This is a genomic window from Paraburkholderia sp. GAS42, assembly GCF_050436565.1.
GTDB lineage: Bacteria > Pseudomonadota > Gammaproteobacteria > Burkholderiales > Burkholderiaceae > Paraburkholderia.
Genome location: NZ_JBNDML010000028.1, coordinates 71,157 through 91,597 on the forward strand (window position 1 = coordinate 71,157; position 20,441 = coordinate 91,597).

The window sequence follows — 20,441 nt, forward strand, 5'->3', positions numbered from 1 at the left end:
CGACATTATTGGCGGACGGCCGCGTGCGCACTGTTCGCGGACGCACGCTCAATCTCGCGTCCTGCGTGCGCCTGTCGCAGCAGCGTTCCGCCGGTTCAGCGGCCCCACGTGCCGCGACGCGTGGCGTCGCCCGGCCATGCATCGACAGGCGCTGCCTCGATGCGGGCGCGCGCGCCGCCTGCGGCGATCGTGCGCGTCACCTCCAGCATGAACTCGTGCCGGAAGATCGCCGCCGAAAACCGCTCGGCATTCATGCGGCACGCGGATGGCGTAATGAGCGCACGCTGACGGTCGAAGCGATCGAGTGCGTCGAGCAGCGACGGTACCGTCTGCTGGTCGAAATACACGCCCGTCGGATTGTCCTCGCCTACCGGGATCACGGTTTCGAGCGTGCCGCCCTTGCCGAACGCGATAACCGGCGTTCCGCACGCCTGCGCTTCCACCGATACGAGGCCGAAGTCTTCCTCGGCGGCGAACACGAAGGCCTTCGCACGCTGCATGTAATCCTTCAATACTTCGAACGGCTGATAGCCGAGAATCTGCACGTTCGGTCCGGCCTTCGAGCGGATCGACGCCATCTCCGGCCCGTCGCCGAGCACCACCAGACGGCGATCCGGCGTGGCGCTGAACGCCTCGACAATCATCGCCATCCGCTTGTACTGCACCATGCGCGACGCGGTCAGATAGAAATCGTCCTTCTGCGCGCACACATCGAATTTGTTCACATCGACGGGCGGTGCGATCACGGCCGCGTCGCGGCGATAGGTCTTCTGGATACGGCGTGCGACGAACTGCGATCCCGCGATCAGCCGGTCGACGCCGTTCGTCGAATGGGTATCCCAGCCGCGCAGATAGTGCAGCAGCGCGCGCGTCACCCAGGATCGCGGGCCGCGTGTGAGCTTTGCTTCGCGCAGGTACTGATGCTGCAGGTCCCACGCGTAACGCATCGGCGAATGCACGTAGCTCACGTGGGTCTGGTCCGGACCGACAAGCACGCCCTTCGCGACCGCGTACGAACTCGAAATGACGAGATCGAAGTTCGACAGATCGAGTTGTTCGATAGCGAGCGGCATGAACGGCAGATACGCACGATAGTGACGACGTGCGAACGGCAGATGCTGGATGAAACTGGTCGTCACCTTCTTGCCGTGAACCGGCGCACGGTCCTCCAGAAAATCGACGAGACTGAACAGCTCCGCATCCGGAAAGCAGTGGATGATGTGCTCGAGCACCTTCTCCGCACCGCCGGGCTTCACCAGCCAGTCGTGCACGATCGCGACTTTCATGATTTCCGTACCAGGATAGAAACAGACGGAGCCAGTGTAAGCGTCCGTTCTGCGCCCGTGCGTGCGCGCGGCCACACAGCAGGCACGCCGCTTTGCGAATAATGATGACTCGTCGGGCGGCCGGCTTTCGCGCCGCGCACTGCCCGCCCGATCCCGCATTTTCCCGTGGCGCACGACGATGAATGCTCCTGACCTGATCCGACGTTTTCCGCCTGCCGACGCCGGCGCATCGCTGCCCGCCGATGCCGGTGTGTACGACAGCGCGCACGCGCCGACGGTACTCTTCCTCGATCAGACAGGCCAGCTGGGCGGCGCCGAATTCGCGCTGCTGCCGCTGGCCGAAGCGTGCACTTCGCGCAGCGAAGTCGTGCTGCTTGCCGACGGCCCGTTTCGTACACGGCTCGAAGAGAACGGTGTTCGGGTAAAGGTGCTGAGCGATGCGCGCGTCTCGAACCTCGACCGCGAAGCCGTGCGCCTCAACCTGCTCTCCGCCGTGCCGGGCATCGTGCGGCAGATACGCGCGATCGCACGCGAGGCACGGCGCTTCGACGTGCTCTTCGTCAACACACAGAAAGCGATGGTGCTGGGCGCGCTCGGCAAACCGCTGCATCGACGCCCCGTGATCTGGTTCCTGCACGACATCATGTCGCGCGCGCATTTCGGGCGCGTGCAGCTGATGGTCGTCAAGTGGCTCTCGCGTTACGTAGTCGATCAGGTTGTGGCCAACTCCCGCGCGTCGGCCGAGACCCTGAGCGCGCTGGCCGGTATTCCGCTCGAACGTATTCCCGTGATTCCTAACGGTATCGACGCGGCCGCGTTCCACAAGGTCGCTGCCGACGCCCCCGACGATCGCGCTGCACTGCGCCGCCGCCTTGGTCTGCCGGAAAACGCGTATCTTGCCGGCCTGTTCGGTCGACTCGCGCCGTGGAAAGGTCAGCACATTGCGCTTCAGGCACTTGCACGGCTGCCCGATATGCATCTCGTGCTGGTCGGTGCGCCGCTTTTCGGCGAACGCGCATACGCCGATGGTCTGCGACTGCAGGCGGAGGAACTTGGCGTGACTGACCGTGTGCATTTCGCCGGCTTTCGTGACGACATGCCCGCCTGGATGAAAGCGATGGACGTGATCCTGCATACGTCGATCGATCCTGAACCGCTCGGGCGTGTGGTGATCGAAGGCATGGTCGCGGGACGCCCGGTAGTCGCTGCGGCGGCCGGCGGTGTTCTGGAGATCGTGCGTGATGGCCACAACGGTCTGCTCGTGAAGCCTGGCGACGTGGACGGTATCGTCAGCGCCATCGACACATTGCGGCTTCAGCCCGATGTCGCGCAGCGCCTTGCCAGCCAGGGCACGATCGACGCACAACGCGATTTTTCGCTCGAAGCCTACGTAACACGGATGACGCAGGCGATTGCGCGGGCGGCGCGGTAGCGCGCGTTGCGCGTCGCAGCGGCGAAACGCGTCCTGCTTCCGCTGGGGCGGGTGCACGTCAGACCTGCGACCGGCCCAAACCACCGGCCTTCATGTCATGCAGCGCGGCCAGCATCGCCAGATGTGCGCGCTCGGTGGCCACTTCTTCTCCGGTCATGGCGTTGCACGCCTGCGCGCCCATGATGACGCCAAGACACAGCCCATAGTTACCCGTGAAAGCGATGTCCGCGGACGGCTCGCGCTTCATACGTTCATACGCGACATCGAGTGTGCGCCTCAGATTGCGATGCATGGTCACCGGGATTCTCCTTTCTGCCTTTGATAACGACAGAAGAAGCGTACCTGCGCGCCTCCTCACGCGAAACTGGCCGGATGGCATATGGCGGTCGCGAGAAACATCGGGCACATTAAAAAAGCGCCGCCTGCGGGGTGCAGTGCGGCGCCTTTTTCGGACCCAACGCGATGCAACGAATTCAGCTTCTTGAGTACTCGATTTTTTCCACGCCCGTCTCCGTGCCAAGCAGGCAAATATCGGCGCCACGCCCGGCGAAGAGGCCCACTGTCACCACGCCAGGCCACGCGTTGACGTGCATTTCGAGGGTACGCGGGTCGCTGATGCGCAGGCCCTTGACGTCGAGGATTTCGTTGCCGTTGTCGGTCAGGAACGGCATGCCGTCCTTCTGCACGCGAACCACCGGCACGCCGCCCATCGCAGTGATACGCCGGCCAATCGCGGTGCGCGCCATCGGCACCACTTCGATCGGCAACGGGAAGGCGCCGAGTACATCCACGCGCTTGCTGGCGTCCACGATGCACACGAATACCTCTGACACAGAAGCAACGATCTTCTCGCGCGTGAGCGCGCCACCGCCGCCCTTGATCATCGCGCCGCTGTCGTCGATCTCGTCGGCGCCGTCGACATACACGGTCAATGATTCGATCTCGTTCAGATCGAATACCTTGATGCCGTGCGACTGCAGGCGCGCAGTGGTGGCGAGCGAGCTGGACACTGCGCCGCGATAGCGCTGTTTCGTCGCGGCCAGTGCATCGATGAAACAGTTTGCGGTCGAGCCGGTGCCGACGCCGATCACGGAGCCTTCAGGCACATTGGCGTTCACGTAGTCGGCGGCGGCCTGGCCGACCATTTTCTTGAGTTCGTCCTGGGTCATGGGGAGGTAAGGCAGGCAGGTGTAAAAACGTGAGTTTAGCGGAAGCCTAAGGCGCCGGCCGCGTTTCCGGCAGTTCGGTGCCGGCGTATTTGTCGAGCAGCGCCTCCGCGATTGCTTCGGTTTCGGCGTCAGGGTTGCCCGCGTAGTCGCGCGGACGGAAGTGCATCTGGAACGCGGCGAACACCCGGCGCGTGCGGTCGTCGAGCACGCCGTCGGTCGCGATCTCGTAGCCGTAGCGCGCGAGCTTCCGCTGCAGGCCGAGCACATCGACTGGCGCGGCCGGATCGCGTCCGGCAAGATGCGCGCTGACCGTCGGGGCGTCCGGCCACGCACCGACGCCCGCATCGTAGAGCGGCTTCCACGGAAACAGCGGGCCGGGATCGATCTTGCGTTGCGGGGCGACATCGCTGTGACCGACGACGCGCGTCGGCGGAATGTTGTAGCGCGTGACGATGTCTTTCGCGAGACGGATCAGCGCGTCGACCTGCGCCGGCGGATACGGCTGCCAGCCGCGACCCTGCGGTGTGTCGACGGGTCCGAGGTTGACGTTCTCGATGCCGATCGACGCGGCGTTCAGTTCAGTCGTGCCCTGCCAGTAGCTGACGCCTGCATGCCACGCGCGCTGGTTTTCCGGCACGAGCTGAAAGATCACGGGTTCGCCATGCTCGATGTCCGGTGCGTCTGGAACGACGTAATGGGCACTGACGCCCTCGGTCGTCAGCACGCGCAGCGACTTCGCTTCGTCGATTTCCGTGTAGTGCATCACAAGAAATCGCACGCGCGAGTCGGCATTCTGCGCGTGCCAGCGCGTGTCAGCGAGGTAGGTGCCGCGATCGATCGTGGTGGTCGTGCAGGCGGCAAGAAGGATCGCGCCCAGCCCGAGCGCCGCGAAGCGTGTGAGGTGCAGGAGACACCCGCGGCTTCTGTCGATGAAATTCATATCACGGCACAGTCAGGCGCTTAAGGTCATCAGGTTTTAGTAAGCGCCCCACGCTGCCGCACGGCTTCGAACAGGCACACGCCGCTCGCCACGGAAACATTGAGGCTTTCGACGCTGCCGGCCATCGGAATATGCATCACGACGTCGCACGTATCGCGCGTCAGACGGCGCATGCCTTCGCCTTCGGCGCCCATCACGATCGCGACCGGACCGTCGAGTTTCGTGTCATAGAGTTCCGCCGACGCTTCGCCGGATGTCCCGACAATCCACACGCCCGCATCTTTCAGCTCGCGCAGCGCGCGAGCAAGGTTGGTCACCGTGATGTACGGCACGGTATCGGCCGCGCCGCTCGCCACTTTCGCGGCCGTCGCGTTGAGTCCAACCGCGCGATCGCGCGGCGCGATCACCGCATGCGCGCCAGCCGCATCGGCGACACGCAGACAGGCGCCGAGGTTATGCGGATCGGTCACGCCATCGAGCACGAGCAGGAGCGCCGGCCCATTGATGCCGTCAAGCAGTTCCGCCAGATTCTGCGCCAGCGGCAGGTCGCCCGCACGCGCGACGACGCCCTGATGGCGTTCCGTATGCGCGAGGCCCCACAGACGCGTTTCGTCGGCGGCAATCAGACGCGCGCCCGCTTCCTTCGCCACATGCAGGAACTCCGTCATGCGACGGTCCTTGCGCGTCGCGTCGTAATAGACCTCTTCGACCGACGATGCGTCGTGCCGCAAACGCGCGGTCACTGCGTGGAAACCGTATAGAACCTTGAGACGTGACATGACTGGACAACCTTTGATTGAGCGAAGCTGCGTTGCGCTTCGAATGCGCCTGTGAACGCGCGTGAATTGCACGTCGACAGAGTGCGTGCTGAAAACGAAAAACAAAAAACGGAAACCGGTAACCCGTAACCGGGAGCCGGAAAAACAGACAACGCGCAACCGGCATTCGATGATGAGCCCGTTGCGCGCTGCACACTACTTTCGGCGCATCGACCTTCTGCTACGCAAAAGGTCGATCGCGCCTTAACGCTTCTTGCGCGCCTGCGTCTTCGATGCAGGTTTCGCCGACGATGACGAAGCACTGCGCTTTCTCGACGCGCCGCGCGCATCGCGCGCTTCCTTCACCGCCGCACTCGCTGCGGGCGCGGCTTTCTTGCGACGACCACCTTCGGCTGGCGGCAGCGAACGCACACGCGGACCGCCATCCGCACCTGACTTGTCGGAGATCACGGGTCGGCTCGACGGCGCCTTGATCGGCGTATCGCGCACCAGACGGAAATCGATCTTGCGTGCATCGAGATCGACGCGGCTCACCTGCACCCGCACGCGATCCGACAGACGGTAGCGAATGCCCGTACGCTCACCGCGCAGTTCGTTCTTGATCTCGTCGTACTGGAAGTAGTCGGAGCCCAGTTCGGTCACATGCACGAGGCCTTCGATAAAGAGCGCATCGAGCTGCACGAAAATACCGAACGACGTCACGCCGTTCACCATGCCGCCGTACTCTTCGCCGAGCTTGTCGCGCATGAAATAGCACTTGAGCCATGCTTCGACATCGCGCGACGCTTCGTCGGCGCGCCGTTCGTTCGCCGAGCAGTGCAGACCCAGCTCTTCCCAGATCGCGGTGTTCGAACGGTTGCGATTGCGCTTTTCGTCGTCGGCCTGCTGCATTGCCCGTGCGCGTGGCGACAGCGCCGTGTTCAGCGTGACGCCATGCGGCGCGCCCGGCTGATACTTGCGGCCCTGCAGGACCGCGTAGATCGCGCGGTGCGTCAGCAGATCCGGATAACGACGGATCGGGCTCGTAAAGTGCGCGTACGCCTCATACGCAAGCCCGAAGTGACCGATATTGTCCGGGCTGTAGACGGCCTGCTGCATCGATCGCAGCAGCATCGTCTGGAGCATCTGGGCATCGGGCCGGTCGCGGATCTGCGCCATCAACGCGGCGTAGTCGCTTGCGTGCGGCGTGTCGCCGCCGCCGAGCGAAAGACCCATGCCGCGCAGGAACGTACGCAGGTTCTCGAGCTTTTCAGCAGTCGGCCCGGCGTGCACGCGGTAAAGACCCGCGTGCTTGTTGCGCTTCATGAAGTCGGCTGCGCAGACGTTCGCCGCCAGCATGCACTCTTCGATCAGCTTGTGCGCGTCGTTGCGGGTGCGCGGCACGATCTGCTCGATCTTGCCCTGCGCGTTGCACACGATGTACGTCTCGGTCGTATCGAAGTCGATCGCGCCGCGCTTCTGGCGCGCGGTGAAGAGCGACTTGTACACGCCATGCAGGTTCTGCAGCTGCGGCAGCAGCGCCGCGCGGCGCGCCGCCTCAGGACCCTTCGTGTTGGTCAGCACCGCGGCGACTTCGGTGTACGTCAGGCGCGCAGCCGAATGCATCACGCCCGGATAGAACTGGTACGCCTTGATCTCGCCGCGCGCGGTGATGACCATATCGCACACCAGCACGCACCGATCGACGTGCGGATTCAGCGAACACAATCCGTTCGACAACTTCTCCGGCAACATCGGAATCACGCGACGCGGGAAATACACCGACGTACTGCGCTCGATCGCATCGACGTCGAGGCCGCTATCCGGATGCACGTAATGCGAGACGTCCGCAATCGCGACGATCAGGCGGAAGCCCTCGCCGCGGCCGACCGTGATCGGCTCGCAGTACACGGCATCGTCGAAGTCGCGCGCGTCTTCGCCGTCGATCGTGACAAGCGGCACATCGCGCAGATCCATGCGATGGCGGATGTCCGACGGACGCACTTCGTCCGGCAGCTTCGCGGCATCATCGAGCGCGGCCTGGCTGAATTCGTGCGGTACGCCGTACTTGCGCACGGCGATTTCGATTTCCATGCCCGGATCGTCGATGTCGCCGAGCACTTCGACCACGCGGCCAAGCGGCTGCGAGTGACGACTCGGAAAATCCGTCAGCTCGACGACCACCACCTGCCCGACCTTCGCCTTCTTCGTGTTCTGCGTGATCAGGATGTCGTGGCCGATACGCTTGTCTTCGGGCGCGACGATCAGCGCGCCGTTCTCGTTCAGGAGACGCCCGATCACGCGACGGTTCGCGCGATCCGTGACCTCGACGATATGACCTTCGGGCCGGCCGCGCCGGTCGTAACCGACGATGCGCGCAAGCACGCGGTCGTTATGCATGACCTTCTGCATCTCGCCGGTGGGCAGGAACAGATCGTCCTGACCGTCATCGCGGACAAGAAAGCCGTAGCCGTCGCGATGGCCCTGGACGCGGCCTGCGACAAAGTTTGACGGATGGGTCAGCTGATAGTGGCCGCGCTGGTCGAGACGGATCTGCCCGTCGCGCTCCATCGCCGCGAGGCGCTTGAAAAAACCTTCGCGCTCCTGGCGCTTGATCGACAGTGCCTCAGCGATGTCATTCGCGGCGAGCGGCGTTTCGCTCGTGCGCAGCACGCCGAGAATTTCTTCGCGGCTCGGAATCGGATACGGATATTTGCTCAAGGGCTTGTCGATGATTTTTTCTCGTTGCGTGGACATCGGTCGATGATGCGCTTCTGTGCTGCGCCTGCAATTCAATGCCAGTTACTGCGTTGCCACTGCCTTGACGCGGTTCGTGCAGATTGCCCGGCGGGCGCGTTCCCCGTGCCAACGAACTTCTGCGGGGCATTCTAACATCCGTCTCGCGCGCCACGCGGCCCTTGCAGCCTTGCGCGGCAAGGCGCTGCCGCGTTCGCGCCGGGCTGTCGCAAAATGCTTGACACGATTATTCGGCCCGCTATAATTGCGTTCTTTGCTGCACACCCACCTGCCCAGGTGGCGGAATTGGTAGACGCACCAGGTTCAGGTCCTGGCGGTGGCAACACCGTGGAGGTTCGAGTCCTCTCTTGGGCACCAGATTCAAAAGAAAACCGCCTTCGGGCGGTTTTCTTTCTTGTGAAAGCCTTTCGCCTGTTTTACGCCGCGTTCGAAGCGGTTTAATTCAGGGTTTCAGGGTTAAAGGCGGATGCAGTAAAGCGGGTTGTAATTGATTGTGTCGTTCTGATTGACACAGTGCATCAACCCGTTAAAATAGCGATCTAGCTTGAGATGTGCCCAGGTGGCGGAATTGGTAGACGCACATGGTTCAGGTCCATGCGCCGCAAGGTGTGGAGGTTCGAGTCCTCTCCTGGGCACCAACAGTTGTTCCGGCGTAAGCCGAAGAAGTCCGAGAAACCCCGTAAGATCAACGTCTTACGGGGTTTTTTGTTATCTGCAGTTCCCTTGTGTTCCACTGACATCGACTATTCTTGCGTATACACGGAATCGAGGTGCCAGGCTATGCCCAAACGCGTCGAACCCAAGTCCGAAGTGGTGTTTCGTGTTGCCAAGCCCCGCGAGCGCCCCTATCTGCTCACGGATGGGAATGGGCTCGCCTTACGCGTCTGGCCGGATGGAAGCAAGACCTGGCTGCTCCGCTATCGACGACCGAGCACGGGCAAGGAGAACTTCCTCAGCCTCGGCCCCTACCCCGATATCACGCTCGTTACCTGACTAGTCAGAAGCAAGACCTTTATAGTGCCGACAATTCGCGCAAACCTGCCCTTTTATGTACTTTGGATGCTCGGCTTCATCGACAGATGTTGCGTCGTCCCGGTAGTTGAGCCATCGCGCTGTCAGGTCGCGCTCAGAGACCGAGCCCGTTTCGGCAAAGGCACCCGCTTGTGGAACGCAAGCGACGACGAGTGATGCTATCTGCAAAATGCAGTGGCGACGTGAGAATTTCACTGCACAACTCCCAAATCTGATCGGAAGAAAGACGACTGTTTACGTATGCATACACGCGGTGGCGTGCATCAGGCGACAAGACCTGCCGCCTTGTCATGGTTTCTAAAGCCAGACGATAAAACTCGTGCCCGACAGCAGGCTGCTCACCGTCAGCCGCCATTCGTGAGCAATCGCGATCTCCTTGCAGATGGCCAGTCCGAGGCCAGCGCCGTCGTGCTTTGTATCAGGTGCACGCCAGAATCTTTTGAAAAGGAATGGAAGGTATTCCTGCCTGATGCCAGGGCCCGCGTCCCGAACCTGAATCGAGACGTTGTCCACAGTCAGCGATACGACGCTATTGGGCGGCGAAACGTTGATTGCGTTCTCGACGATATTCTTGAGCAAGATAAAGAGCGCACTCCCGTCTGCCCAGATCGGCGACGGCACAACGGCCGCGTCGAGTTGAAGCTTCACCTGCTTTTTATCAGCTTTGCGCTCCAGATAGGACACGACGTCCTGTGCGACATCGACACTGCTCACCTCCCCAAAGCTGTAGTTCTGCGATTCGCTGACCTCCGCCAGATGCAATAACTGTCGGACCTGGCGGGCCATCAGGTCAATCTCGCGAAACAGCAGTTCCTTGTGCTCGATCTCGGGTTGCAGTTCGATCTGGCCACGGATCAACGTAAGCGGCGTCTGCAACTCGTGCGCGGCCGACGCCAGAAACTGCTGCTGGACAGCGAAACCATTCTCCAGTCTGGCAAGCGTATCGTTGAAGGCGTTGATCAGTGGCTTGATTTCGCTGGGAATACCCTGCAGCGACAGACGCATCGTCAGATTGCGCGGCGTGATCGATGCCGCGGCCTTTGACGCTTCCCTCAGTGGCTTGAGTACGCGATGCACGGATATCGTCAGCGTCAGTCCGAAGATGATCGTCGCAACCAGGATGGTGACTTTGACGATCGCAGGAATCTGCTTGACCTTCGCGCCGATCATCGCGTCGACGAGGCGTGCGCTCGTAGCGGTCTGCGCATAGAAGACCGAATCCCCGTGCGGAACCTGAAGCGTCACAATGCCGAATGCCTTGGTGCCTATCGTTACGTCCGCGGTCTTGCCCACGGCCTCGGCCAGATCGCCGGCCACCCATGGCGCGCCCTCCCGGGCGTTGTCCGACGCGAGCAGCACATTGCCCCGCTTGTCGAGCAGCCGGTACATGAGCTCAGTGCGTGCCGCCGCAAAAAGCCACGCCCTCTCCTCTGGAAGCCGTACCGAAACCGGACGGCCAGCGCTGTCGAAGACGAGCCCGTTTGCAATGTCCGTCACGCTTTCAAGCTGTTCATGCCGCCCGAGCGTCTGCTCGGGAAAATGATTGAACACGTAGATAACCATACTGGCCAGCACGGTCAGGCTGAGGGCAAGCGCAGCAACGCTGGTCAGCCACAGCCGCGCGGACAGACTTCGAATCCAGTGATTGAGCATGATGAGAACCGTACAGGTTGGCTGTGGATGGAACGGGCGTGCAATTGGTCAGCGATTTACCTGGCGTTGGTTTGTATCGGCCTGCAGCGCGGCAAGGTTTCATGCGCCACTCCTTGTCGAACCCGGGTTGTCATGCGAACCAGTCTGTCCTGAGGCCGGTTGCAGCGCGAAGCCCGCACCGCGAATATTCGCAAGCCGCGTGGTCGTGCCGATGGCCGTCAGCTTCTTGCGCAGGCGGTGGACCGTCACTTCCAGCGCGTTAGGCGTCACCGCGTCGCCGAGGCCCCATGCAGCATGCTCGAGTGCAGCATGCCGAACCGTGCCGCCCGCTGCCTTCACGAGACATAGCATGATCTGCAGTTCGGCGGGCGCAAGCGGTACCGACTGGGCACTACCGCCCATCCTGCGTTGCTGCGGATCCACCGTGAGGTCGGCGAACGACAGCACCAGTTCCTCCAGAGCCGGCGGCCGGCGCATCAGCGTACGGACCCGCGCGACCAGCTCGCTCATGGCGAACGGCTTGGTCACGTAGTCGTCGGCGCCGCTTTCGAGGCCGTCCACGCGGTCGTGCAGAGCATCGCGAGCCGTCAGCATCAGGCACGGTGTCATCTGGCCCGCGCCACGCAATTCGCGCAGAAAGGTGAGCCCATCTCCGTCCGGCATTCCGCGGTCGATGATCAGCACCGCGTAGTCGGCACGGCTCACACCGTAGTTCGCCTCGGAGAGGTTGCGGAAGTGATCGGCTTCGATTCCCGCTTCCGTCAGCGCCTTACGCACCATGCTTGCGAGGCGCTCGTGGTCTTCGATCAGTGCAACTCGCGACATGACGTTGCGCTCAATTGAATTGATAAAGGTAGCCAATTTTGGCTTGCGGAATGAACCTCTTGCCCACCAGCGGGCTGTCGGTGATGCCGCTACCAAGATGCGACGCGCCGACGTCGAGAATCACAATCTGATGGCGCGTGAACCTGTAGTCGACACGCGCGCCCACCGACATGTCGTAGGTCGACTTTCCTGAATACGCAGGACGCCCTGCCCGCACCTCCGATGCTCGCACGCCGTAATAGTAGTCGACATATTTGCTGCTCAGCCATTCGGCGCCGACGTGCGGCTCGAATGAAAGGTTGCCGTAGTCGAAGGACTTGCTGAAGTCGATGCTCGCCATTTCGCCCTTGTTGCCACCAGCCAGGAAGTCACCGGAAAGAGTGCCGAATGCGGTCCGCCAGGCGAGCGCCGGGCCATACCAGAAGGCGCCGTTGCGGTTCTGCATGCCGTTCAGGATCGGCGCATCGGACTGCTTGTATCCGTCGCCGATCGCGAACTTGCCGCGCAGTGCGAAGCTCACGTTGCTCCATTTGCCGATCTTCAGGTCAACCGTCGTGCCGAAAGCATGCACCCATTTATTGTCGAGGGAAACCAGCGGGATCGGTGTGAATCTGGTGCCATAACCTTTGTAGGGTGCCTGCTCGATACCCGCTCCGACCCCCAGGCCCCAATGGGTCACATTCGTGGCGTTGCTCAACACGGTGAAGCCCGAGTCGTCGGTGTCGGGCGGTCCCGCGCTGACACCGTCCGCCCAGGCCGCGCCCGAATACACGCACGCTGAAGCAACGGCCAGCAGTAGCTGGTGCTCACGGCGAAAAGTTTTTTTCACAGTCGTTCCTGAAGTGGATGGATGAGACGGGATCGACTTTAGGACCGGACGACTTACTCGTTACTTACCCAAAAATACGCTGAACGGAGAGATGAAGGACATGGGCACCACAAGGACGCGAATCCCTTGGGCCGTCGCCTAACGCGCGTTGTGTCGCGTGAAGCGGCCTGACAGACGCGCAGCGCGACGCCTGAATCCATCGACGTAAGAGAACACCACGGGTACCACCAGCAGGCTCAACGCCGTCGAGGTCAACAGTCCGCCGATCACTGCGAAGGCCATCGGCTGCCGGAAGCTTGCGTCCGCGCCCAGGCCGAGCGCGATCGGCAGCATACCCGCCGTCATCGCGACCGTGGTCATCACGATTGCTCGTGCGCGCTTCGCGCATGCATCGACCAACGCTTCGACGAGCGGTATCTGCGACAGTTGCAGATTGCGGATCGTGTATTCGACCAGGAGGATGGAATTCTTCGTGACAATCCCCAGCAGCATGACAAGACCGACCATCGAAGGCACGTCGAGTTCGCTACCGGTTGCGAGCAGCATGACGAACGAGCCGCCGAGGGACAGCGGCAGCGCGGACAGGATCGTGAGCGGCTGAAGAAAGTCCTTGAACAGTACGACGAGCAACAGGTAAACGCAGAGAATGCCTGTCACGATCGCAAAGACAAACCCGGACGACAGTTCGGCCATGGTATCGGCGTCGCCGTCTTCGAGAAGTTCGACGTCGGCAGGCAACGCGCGCACGGACGGCAGCGCCCTGACCGACGTCAGCGCCTCGCCGAGCGCGGTTGCGCCGAGATCGGCCGACACCAGGACGAAGCGCTTGCGATCGAAGCGCGCAAGCTCCGCAGGCCCACTTCCCACTGAGACGCTCGCCACCGATCCGAGCGGTACGGGACCGTCACGGCCCTTCAGGCGCAGACCGGACACCGAACTGACGCGTCCCAGTTCGCGATTGCCAAGCTGCACGCGCAGGAAGATCTGCCGGTCGTCGAGGTTGAATCTTGCGAGCTGTGCGTCGAAGTCTCCGGTGGTTGCGATGCGTGCAGTCTCGGCGATCGCCGCGGTGCTGATGCCGCGTTCAGCGGCAAGCGCCATATCGGGGCGGATCTCGATTTCGGGCCGCTCCATACTCGCAGACGAAGCCACGTTGCTCAGTCCGCGAATACCGCGCATCTCACGCGCTACCCGTGCTGCACTCCCGGTCAGCGCCGGTATGTTGTCGCTGGCCAGGATGATTTCGAGCTTCTCACCGAGTCCACCGTCACCGAGGGAAAACCGCGCACCCGGAACAGCAGAGAGGCGTTGCCGGACTATTGCCTCGATCTTCGCCTGCGACGGCCGGGCGCGTCGCGGCGCCAGCATCAGGGTCATCGTGCCGAAGCGAACGCCGGCCGTCTGCGCCGAATCGAAGCTCGTCGTCGCGTTGCCGCCGGCGACGCTGAAGATGCGCTCGATGCCGGAAATGCCACCTAGCGCCCGGCGGGCATCACGCTCGATAGCGAGCGTCGCGTCGAGCGCGCTACCCGGCGGCAACTCGACATTGGCCACGATGAAACCGCGATCGGACGCCGGTACGAAGCCGCTGGGAATCAGGGGAATCAGCGCAACCGAGCCGGCAAGAAACGCCACGGTCAATCCCAGCGCTGTCTTTCGGTGCGCAAGACACCAGCACACGACGAGCAGATAACGCTGCATCAGTCGCGATGGCGCCCGCTCGCAAATCGGCCCATGAAACGGCGTGCTCCTGAGCATCGCAACGGCCATCATCGGTGTGAGCAGTCGTGCGACCAGCAACGACATCAGCACGGCGACCACCGCCGTCCAGCCGAACTGCTTGAAGAACAGGCCCGGGACACCCGACATTTGAGCGGTCGGCAGGAAGATCGCGACCAGCGTAAGGGTCGTCGCGATCACCGGCAGTGCGATCTCCGTCACGGCGTCCGTTGCGGCCTGGAGGATGGGCTTGCCCATCTGCACATGCCGCTCGATGTTCTCGATCTCCACAATCGCGTCGTCGACCAGTACGCCGATCACGACCGCCAGCGCCAGCAGCGTCAGTGTGTTCAACGAATAGCCGAGCCACTGCATGGTGGCGAAGGCCGGCAGGATCGATAGCGGCAACGCAGCAGCGGCCACGAGCGTCGCGCGGCCGTCGCGCAGGAACCACCACACCACCAGCACGGCGAGCAGCGCGCCCTCGTAGAGCATGTCCATCGACCCTTTGTACTGCTCTTTCGTGTAGTCAACGGCGCTGGAAACCAGCTGGAATGTGAACGTGGGGTCTGCTGCGTGAAGGCGGTCGAGCGCCGCTTCGACATCGGTCGCGATGCGTGTCTCGTCCGCACCTTTAGCCCGGTAGATTCTGAACCCGACGACCTTCCTCTCGCCGAGTATCGCGGTCTGGGTCGGCTCAGCGAAACTGTCGTCGACGCGTGCGACCTGATCGAGTTTGATCGAGCGGCCATCGGCGAGAACGATCGGATAGCGCGCGAGATCGGCCACCTGTGGCACGGTACCGAGCACGCGCATCGACTGTTCGCCGCCACTGAAGCGCCCGCGGCCGCCTGAAGCATCCATCTGCATCGAACGAAGTGCGCGTGAGACATCGACCGCCGTCACGCCCGCCGATGCCAGGCTGGCCGGATCGACTTTCACCTGCACCTCTCGCGTGACGCCGCCGACGCGCTCGAATTGCGCGACCCCGGCAACCGCGAGCACCGTCTTGCTGACGGTGTCGTCGACGAACCACGACAGGCGCTCGTGGTCGAGCCGGAACGAAGCGACCGCGAACGTCATGATCGGTGCGGAATCGCTTCGGACCGCCGTCACGACCGGTGGATCGAGATCGGCGGGCAATTCGGAGCGGATTCTGTCGAGTGCGTCCTTTGCTTCGTTCAGCGCATCGGATAGATTGCGGCCGATGATCAGCTTGAGCTGGATATGAACCTGTCCGTCGACAATGTGCGTATTGATGTGCTTGAGGCCCTGCAGCGTGGCGAGCGCGTCTTCGGCCTTGCGGGCGACGTCGGCTTCGAGCTGGACGGGCGCCGCACCGGGCAGCGTCAGCGTGACATTGAGGGTAGGCAGATCGAGGTCCGGCATGTTCTGGACGGGTAATCGATGAAAACCCCACAGTCCCGCCAGCGACAGAAAGATGAACAGCACGATGACCGGGATCCGGTGGTGAATCGACCACGTGGCGAAGTTCATTGCAGCACCTCACTGACCGTCGATACCGAAGCCGGCGCAAGCGTCACGACATCCCCGTCGTTTAGTAACGCGGCCCCTTCCCGAACGATGTGTTCCGTGTCGGCCAGTCCGCGCACGATCTCGATCCGCGTGCCCTCGCGCTGGCCTGTCTGCACTTCACGCAGCGTGACCCGCTGCACGCCGCCTCGCTCGACGACGACAGCCACATTGCTGCGCCCATCGTGCATGGCGAGCGCGGAGGCCGGCACCACCAGTGCATCGCTTTCGCCTGACGCGATGCGCCCGCCCGTGTACATGCCCGCGCGCGCATCGGAGCCGGGCTCCAGATCGGCATAGACGATGGCGACGCGCGACTGTGGATCGAGTGACGGCGCGATCCGGCGCACGGTGCCCCGCGCCTCGCTGCCGTCCGGCAATGTCATAAAGACCTGCAAACCGGGCTTGATAGCCGCGACCTCGGCGGCCGTCACTTCGGCTCGCCATTGCAGCCGGTCCTGCCGGATCAGCCGGAACAACTCCTCGCCGACCGGTGTCACAGAGCCGAGGGTAGCCGCGCGTGCGCTGATCGTGCCGTCGTCGGGCGCGACGACGCTTGCGTTCTGCAAGTCGAGCTTGCGGACCTGCAACTGCGCACGCGCGACTTCGACCTGCGCCTTCGTCACCGCGGCCGCCGTGCGGTATTGCAGCAGGTCCTGCCTGCTGATGCCACCGCTGTCCTTCATCTGCAGCGCGCGGGTTTCGTTGGTGCTCGCCTGCTGCGCGCTCGCCTCGGCCTGCGCAAGTGCAGCGGCCATCTGTGCGACCTCGGCACGAAGCATCGCCGTGTCGTAGCGGGCCAGGACCTGACCCTGCTTCACGACTTCGCCGACGTCGACGCGCACTTCAGCGAGGCGCGCGCCGGTCACCAGGGCACGGATCGACGCTTCCTGCCATGGCGCGATTGCGCCGGACACATCGATCGATCGGGTCCAGTGCTCATGGCGCGGCGTAAGGAGTGCGACCGTTAGCGCGCTTGCGGCGCTCGTATGGGCGGTGCCAGATGGGCGGGAGCGAAGCGCGACCGCAACGCCCAGCGCCGCGAGCAGGACAAGAACGATGACTGCGGCGACGGCGCGCCGCCTGGTCGTAGCGTGACGGCGAAAGCCCACGATTCGGGTAGCGAATGACTGCGGCATGGTGGATCAATCCGGTTGAGAATGCGAGGCGGCAAAAGTCGCGGCGTTGCCCGATGCGCGGATCACGTCGACCCAGGCCTGCACGCTCGCACGCGCGGCATCGACTGCGGTTTCGTCTGCCGCTTCGCGCTTGCGACGCGTGTCCTCGAGCACGAACAGGCTGACTGCGCCGGCACGCCATTGCGACTCGGTCGCGTCGAGCGTCGCCTGAGCCGCATCGCGCGCGTGCGCCGCCGCAGTGAGCCGCTGGCGCGCATGCGCCTGCGCCGACAGCGCGTTTTCGACGTCCTGCGCGGTGGTCCGCACGGTTTCGCGCAAGGTAGCGAGCGCGGCAAGGTAACGGGCGCTCGCGGCATCGACAGACGCCGAGCCCGCTCCGGCATCGAAGATCGGTCCGCTAACGGCGGGCAGCAGTGACCACGCGAGCCAGGACAACGTCGACCCGGACGCGCTGATCCAGTTGCCACTGAGCACCGCCGTCAGATTCAGAACGGGCAGCCGGTTGGCACGCGCAACGCCGATTTCCGCGTAAGTCGCCGCCATTTCGTGCTCGGCGGCAATGACGGCCGGATGGCTCGCGAGCACGCTAGCAGGCAGCGCAAGCACGGCTTCGGGCATTTCCCGAAACGCGAACGAACCGTCGTTGCGCTGTCCATGCAGGAGACTGGCAGCGCCAGCACGCGCGTTAAGATCATCCGCAGACAATCCGGTCAGTTGAACCAGCGCGTCCGTGTCCTGCACGCATAGTTCGTCCTGGGCAATCAGGCTTGTCTGCGCATCGGCAAGTGAACTCAGCGCGCGGCTTTCGTCGACCGGCGCGGCAAATCCCAATGCAACACGCTGACGCGTCAGCACCAGGTCGCGTTGCTGCGACTCGATGTCGTGGCGTCTGACGTTCAGGACCACCCGGCACGCACGCAGCGAAGTCACGGTGCCGGCTACCTGGGCGGCGAGCAGGAGGCGCGCTGCCGCCGCGTCTGCCGTACGTGCGGCCAGCCGGCTGCTGGCAGCCGACTGTGCCAGTCGAAGGCGTCCGAACAGATCGATCTCCCATGCGAACGTCGGGCCGCCCGTCACTGCCGAGCCCACCACTGTGCTGCCACCGCCTCCCGTACTTCCGCCAATGCCACCGCCTCCGCCCTGAACGCGGGCGCGCTCGACGCTCGCGTTGAAAGACACATGCGGGCGGCTTTGAGCGGTCTGGGCGCCAAGCATCGCGCGCGCTTCGGCGACATGCGCTGCGGCAAGCGCAAGCGACGGGCTGCTGTCGAACGCCGCTTCAATCAAATCATCCAGCACCGGGTCACCGAGCGCGGTCCACCATTTATCTTCAGGCGGCGACGATGCCGACGCGTCATGCATCTGGTTCGCCCAGGCTGGATGAACCTGAAGCGCGGGCTGCACATAAGCAGATTGCACCGAGCAGGCGTTCAGCCCTGCGCAGACGGCGAAAGCAAACCCTATCCATCCCGCTGCCGCATCGCGGCGTACCCGCCGCCTACCCGGCATGTGTGCTGCTCCGCCTGGTGGACGCGGGAAACAGGCGGACGGCCCGAGGCAAAAAGAGAGCCGTCGCCACTTCGATATCAAGCGGGTCAGTCATTGAGAAATCCAGACGGGGTTCGGTAAATCGACCTGGGCTCAACCCGCTCAATCGTGCGACCGATGAGCTGGATGTCGCCGCACCAGCAGCAATGGTGTCGCAGCGTGACTTACCTGACACTTACCGCACAGGGCAAGAACACACAGGGTCCAATGGTGTCTGCGCGCAGCCGTTCGGCGGTAAGTGAGCAGTAAGTCCTCCGGCTTCATCATCCATTCGACTGGCTGCGGCGACGCGCTCGCGTGCATCGCAGGCCCAATCGTCAAATCCCCTGCCGGGAGACTGCGCATGAACAAACGTGATTTGAGTGGCCTGGCGTTGGTCGCGACAACGCTGGTCTTATGCGGATGCGCGACGGGTTCCCGACGTACCGCCGGCGACCCGCTCGAACCGATGAATCGCGCGGTTTATTCGTTCAACGACAAGCTCGATACCTACGTGGCCAGACCCGTGGCGACCGCGTATGAGAAGGTAACGCCGACGCCGGTGCAAACCGCCGTTCGCAACTTCTTCTCCAACCTTGGTGATATCGGCAACTTCGCCAACGATCTGCTGCAACTCAAGGCGACGGACGCGACAGAAGATGTAATGCGCTTTGCGTTCAACTCGACATTAGGCATTGGCGGCCTGATCGACTGGGCGACGCCCGCGGGGCTGCCGAAGCATCATCAGGATTTCGGCCTGACACTTGCCCACTACGGCGTGCCGGTTGGGCCCTATCTGGTCGTGCCGCTATTCGGCCCGAGCAGCGTGCGGGACGTGAGCGACATTGCCGTCGGCGGTCTGCTCAACCCATTCGGGGCCGCACCTGTTGCCGTCCAGGCATCAGTGGCCGGCACTCGCTTTGTGAGCAAACGCGCCGATCTGCTGGGCGCTTCAGACCTGCTTTCGCAAGCAGCCATCGATCAGTATTCGTTCGTACGAGACGTGTATCTGCAAAGACGGCGCGAGCTGTCTTCGAAGCCCGCAGATGCCAACGTGCTGCCCGACTACTCCGGCACCGCATCTCAGTGAATTCATCGCCGACACATGACGATCTGGTAACGCTCCGGTAAGTGTCGGGTAAGCCACGCGCGTTCAACATGAGATGAATGTCATCAGGCAGCGGGAACTCACTCCATGAAAGGCAGTACCGCGACAGCCCTGCGCGCAAATGTCGTGCTGTTTTCTGTTTCGACCGCAATCGCCATGGTTCCCTGTGTTGGGGTCCCCCTGCTGTTTGGCCTGCTCGACGACGGTACGCCCGCATTGCCCTGGCAGGGCGGCATCTTCGTGTTTGCATCGCTTGTCGTGTTGTTGCTGCGCTGGAACGCGCGGCGAGCGTTCTATTCGGCCTTGCAGGCAAAGAAGGTTCGGCTCGCGCAAAAGGAGCATCTTCCGGCATTGATCGCCGGCGACTGCCCGCGTGCATGGCTCGTCCAATTGCACCTCGAACTGCGCGGCTTTCGCTGTGGCGAATGATTACGGTGTCGAAAACGCCTGCTGCAGTCAGCACAACCTGAACTGCCCCATGTTCCAGAGCGCGAGTTCAGCAGGGCTGGTCAGTCAACAGACGGAAGCAACATGAAAACGCTTGGGTACGGTCTGCTGGTCGGATTGCTGCGGCTCCTGGCGCTACTCCCCTATCCGCTGGTTGCGGCGCTCGGCGCATCTAGTTTCTGGCCGAAGCTTGCCGATTGAGCGAGCGAACGGTGGTGGCCATGACCCACAGACCCTGTCTACTTACGAAGCGAACCGGCCCTGAATATCTTGCGCGCCGCCCCTCG

General features: G+C 63.0%; 17 protein-coding genes and 2 tRNA genes. 6 read left to right on the plus strand and 13 right to left on the minus strand.

From position 1 onward, the window contains the following. Positions 1 to 95: 95 nt before the first annotated feature. Positions 96 to 1,286 (minus strand): glycosyltransferase family 4 protein, encoded by a 1,191-nt coding sequence (locus P3T16_RS30675; protein WP_429345093.1) that lies wholly within the window; start codon positions 1,284 to 1,286, stop codon positions 96 to 98. 178 nt (positions 1,287 to 1,464) lie between these two features. Between P3T16_RS30675 and P3T16_RS30680 the strand changes: the two genes are divergently transcribed. Continuing rightward, the gene (locus P3T16_RS30680; RefSeq protein WP_429345094.1) at positions 1,465 to 2,718 is read left to right on the plus strand and encodes a glycosyltransferase family 4 protein; all 1,254 of its coding nucleotides are present in this window, start codon (positions 1,465 to 1,467) and stop codon (positions 2,716 to 2,718) included. 58 nt (positions 2,719 to 2,776) lie between these two features. Here the strand turns inward: P3T16_RS30680 and P3T16_RS30685 are convergent, their stop codons facing one another. The 5 genes from P3T16_RS30685 to rnr all read right to left on the minus strand — a co-directional run bounded on the left by P3T16_RS30685 (position 2,777) and on the right by rnr (position 8,342). Further along, entirely contained in the window at positions 2,777 to 3,016 is a 240-nt protein-coding gene (locus P3T16_RS30685; protein ID WP_429345095.1) for a hypothetical protein, read from the minus strand. A 175-nt stretch (positions 3,017 to 3,191) separates the two neighbouring features. Continuing rightward, positions 3,192 to 3,887 carry a ribose-5-phosphate isomerase RpiA gene (gene rpiA, locus P3T16_RS30690; protein WP_429256570.1) on the minus strand — a complete coding sequence of 232 codons (696 nt, stop codon included), beginning with the start codon at positions 3,885 to 3,887 and terminating at the stop codon, positions 3,192 to 3,194. Between the two features lie 46 nt (positions 3,888 to 3,933). Continuing rightward, positions 3,934 to 4,827 (minus strand): N-acetylmuramoyl-L-alanine amidase, encoded by an 894-nt coding sequence (locus P3T16_RS30695; protein ID WP_429345096.1) that lies wholly within the window; start codon positions 4,825 to 4,827, stop codon positions 3,934 to 3,936. Between the two features lie 29 nt (positions 4,828 to 4,856). Beyond that, positions 4,857 to 5,606, minus strand: a complete 750-nt coding sequence (gene rlmB / locus P3T16_RS30700; RefSeq protein ID WP_429256572.1) for a 23S rRNA (guanosine(2251)-2'-O)-methyltransferase RlmB — start codon at positions 5,604 to 5,606, stop codon at positions 4,857 to 4,859. A 243-nt stretch (positions 5,607 to 5,849) separates the two neighbouring features. After that, entirely contained in the window at positions 5,850 to 8,342 is a 2,493-nt protein-coding gene (rnr, locus tag P3T16_RS30705) for a ribonuclease R (RefSeq protein WP_429345097.1), read from the minus strand. 270 nt (positions 8,343 to 8,612) lie between these two features. Between rnr and P3T16_RS30710 the strand changes: the two genes are divergently transcribed. From P3T16_RS30710 to P3T16_RS30720, 3 genes are all read left to right on the plus strand, one after another. Next, positions 8,613 to 8,699: transfer RNA gene (locus P3T16_RS30710), tRNA-Leu, on the plus strand. 196 nt (positions 8,700 to 8,895) lie between these two features. Then, a tRNA-Leu gene (locus P3T16_RS30715) sits at positions 8,896 to 8,980 on the plus strand. A gap of 142 nt (positions 8,981 to 9,122) precedes the next feature. Continuing rightward, a complete protein-coding gene (locus P3T16_RS30720; RefSeq protein ID WP_429345098.1) occupies positions 9,123 to 9,335 on the plus strand; it encodes an Arm DNA-binding domain-containing protein in 213 nt (70 codons plus the stop codon). Here P3T16_RS30720 and P3T16_RS30725 read toward each other — a convergent pair whose 3' ends face one another. The 7 genes from P3T16_RS30725 to P3T16_RS30755 form a co-directional block, all read right to left on the minus strand. Further along, complete coding sequence (locus P3T16_RS30725; RefSeq protein ID WP_429345099.1) at positions 9,336 to 9,569, minus strand: high-potential iron-sulfur protein; 234 nt, start codon at positions 9,567 to 9,569, stop codon at positions 9,336 to 9,338. 102 nt (positions 9,570 to 9,671) lie between these two features. Then, positions 9,672 to 11,027 (minus strand): ATP-binding protein, encoded by a 1,356-nt coding sequence (locus tag P3T16_RS30730; RefSeq protein WP_429345100.1) that lies wholly within the window; start codon positions 11,025 to 11,027, stop codon positions 9,672 to 9,674. A 99-nt stretch (positions 11,028 to 11,126) separates the two neighbouring features. Continuing rightward, positions 11,127 to 11,852 carry a response regulator transcription factor gene (locus tag P3T16_RS30735; protein ID WP_429345101.1) on the minus strand — a complete coding sequence of 242 codons (726 nt, stop codon included), beginning with the start codon at positions 11,850 to 11,852 and terminating at the stop codon, positions 11,127 to 11,129. Between the two features lie 10 nt (positions 11,853 to 11,862). Beyond that, complete coding sequence (locus tag P3T16_RS30740) at positions 11,863 to 12,624, minus strand: MipA/OmpV family protein (RefSeq protein WP_429345102.1); 762 nt, start codon at positions 12,622 to 12,624, stop codon at positions 11,863 to 11,865. Between the two features lie 195 nt (positions 12,625 to 12,819). After that, complete coding sequence (locus tag P3T16_RS30745) at positions 12,820 to 15,897, minus strand: efflux RND transporter permease subunit (protein WP_429345103.1); 3,078 nt, start codon at positions 15,895 to 15,897, stop codon at positions 12,820 to 12,822. Next, on the minus strand, positions 15,894 to 17,072 hold the full coding sequence (locus P3T16_RS30750) for an efflux RND transporter periplasmic adaptor subunit (RefSeq protein WP_429345104.1): 1,179 nt from the start codon (positions 17,070 to 17,072) through the stop codon (positions 15,894 to 15,896). The genes P3T16_RS30745 and P3T16_RS30750 overlap by 4 nt, the downstream gene beginning before the upstream one ends. A 6-nt stretch (positions 17,073 to 17,078) precedes the next feature. Beyond that, positions 17,079 to 18,581 carry an efflux transporter outer membrane subunit gene (locus tag P3T16_RS30755; protein ID WP_429345105.1) on the minus strand — a complete coding sequence of 501 codons (1,503 nt, stop codon included), beginning with the start codon at positions 18,579 to 18,581 and terminating at the stop codon, positions 17,079 to 17,081. A gap of 382 nt (positions 18,582 to 18,963) precedes the next feature. On the opposite strand from P3T16_RS30755, the gene P3T16_RS30760 reads away from it, so the two are divergent. Next, on the plus strand, positions 18,964 to 19,689 hold the full coding sequence (locus tag P3T16_RS30760) for an MlaA family lipoprotein (protein ID WP_429345106.1): 726 nt from the start codon (positions 18,964 to 18,966) through the stop codon (positions 19,687 to 19,689). A gap of 105 nt (positions 19,690 to 19,794) precedes the next feature. Continuing rightward, a complete protein-coding gene (locus P3T16_RS30765; RefSeq protein ID WP_429345107.1) occupies positions 19,795 to 20,136 on the plus strand; it encodes a hypothetical protein in 342 nt (113 codons plus the stop codon). Positions 20,137 to 20,441 lie beyond the last annotated feature (305 nt).